At 40.1% G+C, this 4364-nt stretch carries 4 protein-coding genes and 1 other RNA gene; 3 read left to right on the top strand and 2 right to left on the bottom strand.

The annotated features are described in order from the left end of the window. Together ABYD77_RS17990 and ssrS are read right to left on the bottom strand one after the other, a co-directional pair. On the bottom strand, positions 1 to 1422 hold a 1422-nt coding region (locus ABYD77_RS17990), incomplete at its 3' end, for a putative Ig domain-containing protein (RefSeq protein WP_372771479.1). 146 nt (positions 1423 to 1568) lie between these two features. Further along, positions 1569 to 1751, bottom strand: a non-coding RNA gene (gene ssrS, locus ABYD77_RS17995) — 6S RNA. Positions 1752 to 1927: 176 nt separating this feature from the next. Between ssrS and ABYD77_RS18000 the strand changes: the two genes are divergently transcribed. The 3 genes from ABYD77_RS18000 to ABYD77_RS18010 all read left to right on the top strand — a co-directional run. Next, on the top strand, positions 1928 to 2488 hold the full coding sequence (locus ABYD77_RS18000; protein ID WP_372771480.1) for a UPF0149 family protein: 561 nt from the start codon (positions 1928 to 1930) through the stop codon (positions 2486 to 2488). A gap of 15 nt (positions 2489 to 2503) precedes the next feature. Then, the gene (gene pepP, locus ABYD77_RS18005) at positions 2504 to 3823 is read left to right on the top strand and encodes a Xaa-Pro aminopeptidase (RefSeq protein WP_372771481.1); all 1320 of its coding nucleotides are present in this window, start codon (positions 2504 to 2506) and stop codon (positions 3821 to 3823) included. A 17-nt stretch (positions 3824 to 3840) separates the two neighbouring features. Continuing rightward, the coding region (locus tag ABYD77_RS18010) for an FAD-dependent monooxygenase (protein ID WP_372771482.1) at positions 3841 to 4364 on the top strand (524 nt) is incomplete at its 3' end.

Raw genomic sequence — 4364 nt, forward strand, 5'->3', positions numbered from 1 at the left:
GACAGTAATTTCGATGTTTTCAAAGGTGCCGATATCGTTAGCGCTTGGTGTGCCAGATATTTCACCATTAATAGTACTAAAGCTTGCCCAGCTTGGCAGGTTTTTAGCACTAAAGCGTAAGGTGTCGCCATCCGCATCACTCGCGGTTGGGATAAATGAATAAGCTTTATTTTCTTCAGCATTTGCAGGTGTGCCTGATATTACAGGTGGGGTATTAATGGGCTCATTCGCAACAACCGATACTGAAAATGTATGAACAGTCTCTAACTTACTATCACTGACCGTAAGTTTTATGTTGTTATGTGTGCCAATATTTTCATTTGTAGGCGTACCGCTCAGTGTTGAGCCTTCTTCATCAAAACTAAGCCAATTTGGTAAGTTTTCAATATGATAAGACAGCGGATCATTTTCTTTATCACTAATTTCAAATGAATAACTGTAAGCTGTATTAACATAAGCTTTAGTTGGGGTGCCAATAATAACCGGCGCTGTGTTATTTGCGTCAGGATTGACTACAGTTATGTCGAAAATTCCGTTATTACTGTATTCACCATCAGAGACGGTTATTTTTATATTTGAATGAAGTCCAACATGTTCAATCGTTGGTGTGCCACTGACTTCTCCGGTATTTGTATTAAAATTTAGCCATGCTGGTGCATTATTTATTGCCATAGCAAGCACATCATTTTGCGCATCAGTTATATTGGGTGTGTAAGTAAACTCTGCATTAATTACCGCACTTTGATTTATGACTCGGATCTGCGGTGGGGTATTGACTGTTAAACCTTCTTTTACAGTAATGTCAAAATTAAACTCAACCTTATTAATACCATCGTTTACTGAAATAGTGATATTTTGATATGTGCCTAAATCCTGTTTTGTGGGTGTGCCACTAAGATGCGCATTTGTAATATCAAAATCAGTCCAGCTAGGTGCATTCTCAATGGCAAAACTTAAAACATCATTCTCTTTATCAATGACTGAAGGCGTAAAACTAAAGCCTACGCCAACATATGCAGTTGGAATTTGCCCTGAAATACTTGGCGCTGTATTGGTTTCTTGTGAATCAATGACCTGTAAGCTGAATCTATAAGTTGATGTTGCTTTGCCATCAGAAACAATAAGTTCAAAGGTGATACTGCCTAAATCAGTTTTACTTGGTGTCCCTCTTAGTACGTTATCATTGAGGGTGAGCCAACTGGGTAGGTTGTTTGCACTTAAAGTTATAGGGTCGTTATCTTTATCTTCAAGTTGAGGCGCAAATTTAAAGGCTGCACCTACAAATGCATTTTCCGGTTCTCCAGATAAGGTCGGCGCTGAGTTGAAAATGATAGTAGTATTTTCTTCTGCGCTGTCACCACCGCCACAGCCTGCTAATGTGAAGGCTGTAAATACTAAAAATAGAGTATTAATGTAGTTCATTGTTATTGTTGTTAATTTCGCATTGATGTTGAGCTTAAACTCTAACATTTGGTTGTAACAAACAGAATCACTAAAAAGTCGGTAATTAAACTAATATTCAAAAAGTTAGCAAAAGGTGATTGAGGTACTATTGGAAGTAGAAAGGAGGTGTTCCCAAAAGTGCGGTATCAGGTGTCAGCCCTTGAACCCTAAGGCTCAAGGCGGAGCGCAGTTAGTTACCGTAGGCTTCTCGGTACATGCCGAGCATGCGCAATAGCAATCTGAACTGAGTTCCTAAGAAAAGTTTATCGGCTCAGGGACGTAACCTTTCTCCAACACTCGAGGGAACATCTTTATTATAAGAAATATTGCCAAGATAACTAGTTAAAATCTGTGATTGTTTGATCAAGTGCAGTAAAAGTATTCAAATTGTTTTTGTTTTAAACAGTTTAGGCTAAAACAATGGCGTGAATAGGGCGTCAGTGTTAGCATTATCACTGAACTACAGCAATTTAAATAGCGCGTTATGTCACAAGATTATCAAGCAACTCAAGTTACTCTCGAAGAGAATGAATTATTTATTATGCCTAGCGAAGTGCATGGTGTAATTACCGGTTTACTCGCATGCGGTATTGATATTGAAGACAAAGAATACCTAACAATTTTAAGCGATGTGTTTAATGATGGTATTGCATTTTCAGGCGAACTAAAAACGTTGTTAGTTGGCTTTTATAGCCAAATTCGCAGCACTTTAGATAATCGCGAACTGCAATTTGAGTTATACCTTCCAGATGAAGACGAGTCACTTCACGACAGAGCAAACGCGCTAGTTTCTTGGGTGTCGGGCTTTTTATTAGGCTTTGGCCTTAAGCAAAAAGACTATGGCAAACTGTCTAATGAAGTAAAAGAAGTAATTCACGATTTCACAGAAATTAATCAAATGGATACTACATTTGATGAAACGGAAGAAGACAAACAAGCATTTCATGAAGTAGTTGAGTATGTGCGCATTTCAGTACATTTATGCTTTGCTGAGCTTGGCAAGTCAGTGCAACAAAACGCCGCAATTAATACCACCATTCATTAAGCAGTAGGTTTTATCATGACACACTCACTTTTAATTTCTGTTGAAGAAGTAAAAACGCGTCGCGCTAAATTATTAGAAGCAATGGAAGCTAATTCGGTTGCGATAATTCCTGCAGCTGTTGAAGTAACACGTAGTCGCGATACCGAATTTGCGTTTCGACAAGACAGTGACTTTTTCTATTTAACCCAATTTCCAGAGCCTGATGCGGTATTGGTTTTAGTTAAAGGTGAATCAACTGAATCACAGTTGTTTTGCCGTGAAAAAGATAAGCTTGCCGAGATTTGGTGTGGTCGTCGCATTGGCGCAGAAAAAGCACAACAAGATTTTGGCTTTGACAACGCGTTTACTCTAGCAGAGCTTGACGACAACCTAGTAGAGTTAGTGTCAGGTAAGCAAACGCTTTACTACGCACAAGGCACTTACAAAGAGTTCGACGACAAAGTGTGGGCGCTTTTAAGCAAATTGCGCGGTGCACCAAAGCGTGGCTGGAAGGCGCCTACTGTAATTAAAGATATTCGCAACACATTACATGAAATGCGTTTATTTAAATCGGATGCTGAACTTGCGATTATGGCTAAAGCTGGCGAAATAAGTGCTGAAGGGCATATTAGAGCAATGAAATTTGCCAAAGCAGGCGCTACAGAATACCAATTAGAAGCTGAAATTCATCACCATTATGCGATGGCAGGTGCGCGTCACCCAGCATACGGCACAATTGTTGGCGGCGGCGATAATGCCAACATCTTGCATTACACCGAAAATAGCGATGTGTTAAACGATGGTGATTTAGTATTGATTGATTCTGGCTGCGAGTTAAATGGCTATGCAGCAGATATCACCCGCACGTTTCCAATTAACGGTAAGTTTAGTGAGGCCCAGCGCGAGGTGTATGAGCTGGTATTAAAAGCGCAACTTGCCGCGCTTGAGATGGTTAAACCGGGTAATACCTTAAAACAAACGGCAGATGTTGTCGTGCGTATTCTGACCGAAGGCTTAGTAGATTTAGGCATTTTAACGGGTGATGTTGAAAGCCTGATTGCGGATGAAAAATACAAAGATTACTACATGCATGGTTTAGGTCACTGGTTAGGACTTGATGTACACGATGTAGGTGAATATAAATTAGATGATAAGGACCGCCCATTTGCACCGGGTATGGTACTTACTATTGAGCCTGGTTTATATATCGCAAAGGATAGCGATGCACCTGAAAAATACCGTGGCATTGGTATTCGTATTGAAGATGATGTTGTTGTCACAGAGCAAGGTCACCGCAATTTAACAGCTGGCGTACCAAAGACTGTGAATGAAATAGAAGCGCTAATGGCAAACTAATTTCAGGTATTAAAACGATGTTCGATATTGTAATTGTAGGTGGCGGTTTAACAGGGGCATGTGCTGCCCTTGCTGTTAAGTTACGAAATTCATCGCTTAATGTGGCCGTGATTGAAGCATTTGCTGCCACGGATGAAAGTCAACCAAGCTTTGATGACCGCAGTATTGCGTTAGCCAGTGAATCGTTTAAATATTTATTTTCACTTGGTTTGCTTGATGCAAATAATGATTTTACTGCTGCGATAAAAGAAGTACTGGTTTCAGACCGTGGTCACTTCGGCAAAACCCAAATTCACAGTGATGATTACAGCGAACCTGCGCTTGGTTATGTTGTTGAAGTAAGGCCATGGGGTCAACAATTACATAAAAAAATGGTTGCAGAGGGCATAACGCTGTTTTGTCCAGATAAGGTAAGTGCTTACCAACAAAAAGCAGAGTGTATAGATTTAACGCTCGAATCTGGTGAGCAGCTGTCAGCAAAACTAATGTTGGTAGCTGATGGTGCTCAATCCAAAACATTAGCACCGCTGCATATTCATAC

This window comes from Pseudoalteromonas sp. (genome assembly GCF_041629635.1).
Taxonomy (GTDB): domain Bacteria; phylum Pseudomonadota; class Gammaproteobacteria; order Enterobacterales; family Alteromonadaceae; genus Pseudoalteromonas.